Origin of the sequence: Plantactinospora alkalitolerans, from assembly GCF_015690345.1 — a bacterium.
In the GTDB taxonomy this organism is placed as follows: Bacteria; Actinomycetota; Actinomycetes; order Mycobacteriales; family Micromonosporaceae; genus Plantactinospora; species Plantactinospora alkalitolerans.
This window is the reverse complement of sequence record NZ_JADPUN010000072.1, coordinates 1-1,304: the sequence shown is the minus strand read 5'-3', so window position 1 is coordinate 1,304 and position 1,304 is coordinate 1. Positions and strand designations below refer to the sequence as shown.

Genomic DNA, 1,304 nt, shown 5'->3' with positions numbered 1-1,304 from the left:
GTTCGCGAGCACCTCGTCGCCCTCCCCCTCCCCCTCGTCGCCCGGCCCCTCGTCGCCCGGCCCGATCCCCTCGAGTCCGGCGAGCGGACCCTGCCGGGTCAGCGCGGCCATCAACCCCTGGAATACCGGCCTGACCGAGAACCTCACCATCACCAACACCGGAAGCGCCCCGATCAACGGCTGGTCCCTGGCGTTCACCCTGCCCGGCGGCCAGAGCATCACCTCAGGATGGAGCGCCACGTACTCGCCAACGTCCGGTCAGGTGACCGCCCGGAACGTGAACTACAACGCCACCCTCGCCCCGAATGCACCGGTGGTCATTGGATTCCAGGCCAACCACACCGGCAACACCGCCACCCCGACCGCATTCACGCTCAACGGCGCGGCGTGCACCGTTGGCTGACCGGCGGAAGAGGGGCATAGAGATGAAACACGCCTCGACGTGTCACGCGGCCGGGTGCCGCACAGGCGAATCGGTTCGCTGCTCGATCGGCGCCGTGTCGATGGGCCGGCGACACGCAATGCCTGAACGCGATGCCTAACACTCCGAAAGATCGGAATCATCGGCGGCTATTCGGAGCCCGCGAAGCGTCAGGAGCAGGACGTAACCGTCTTGAAACCTTGACTTCACGCCCGATGCGGCCATTAATACATATCTATGTATCCGAGCCGTAGCCGCCCTTCCGGGTGGTCGGCGACGCCGGCAGAATTGTCGAAACGGTTCGCGTATCGGCCGTGAGGCTGTGCCCTGAACCGGTGTTGCGGAGCTGCCGGATGAGTCACAGGAGGTTGGCACGCATCGTTCGGACGCCCGCCGGCGCGGTTGGTTGCCGACAGCGGCTGGAGGGCTGGCCACAGCCGTGGTCCTCGGTGGCCTGGCCCTGGCGATCGGCGGGTCGGCCCTTGTCGGCGTACGAGTGTGCGTCCCCAGGTAGGTACGGCTGAACGTGGCCAGGTTCAGGCGACGTTGGCTTGGCCGTCGATGGCGGTGAGGCGGTTCTTGAGGCGGTAGCTGGGTCAGTTGATCGCGACGACGTCGCAGTGGTGCAGGAGCCGGTCGAGGATGGCGGTGGCGAGGACTTCGTCGCCGAAGACCTGGCCCCATTCGCCGAAACTCTTGTTCGAGGTGAGCAGGGTGGAGCCCTTCTCGTATCGCTTCGAGATGACCTGGAAGACGAGGTTGGCCTGGGCCCGTTCGACCTGAGTTTGGTCACCGGCTCGCGGCGCGACGGTGGGCAGCGCGTTGACCTGGGGTGTTGGGTGTTGGTGGGTTGTTTCTGAGGCACTAATTGGTCCCCTACGCT

3 protein-coding genes are annotated in these 1,304 nt (G+C 65.9%); 1 reads left to right on the top strand and 2 read right to left on the bottom strand.

Features of this window, described 5'->3' with window-relative positions:
- Nucleotides 1-219, bottom strand: a 219-nt coding sequence (locus I0C86_RS44880) for a hypothetical protein (RefSeq protein WP_323373462.1), incomplete at its 3' end; no start/stop codon positions are given.
- Between I0C86_RS44880 and I0C86_RS04860 the strand changes: the two genes are divergently transcribed.
- Complete coding sequence (locus tag I0C86_RS04860; RefSeq protein ID WP_323373461.1) at nucleotides 131-403, top strand: cellulose binding domain-containing protein; 273 nt, start codon at nucleotides 131-133, stop codon at nucleotides 401-403. The two genes, I0C86_RS44880 and I0C86_RS04860, sit on opposite strands and share 89 nt — an antisense overlap.
- 614 nt (nucleotides 404-1,017) lie before the next feature.
- Here I0C86_RS04860 and I0C86_RS42910 read toward each other — a convergent pair.
- Nucleotides 1,018-1,304, bottom strand: a 287-nt coding sequence (locus tag I0C86_RS42910) for an ATP-binding protein (protein ID WP_230393570.1), incomplete at its 5' end; no start/stop codon positions are given.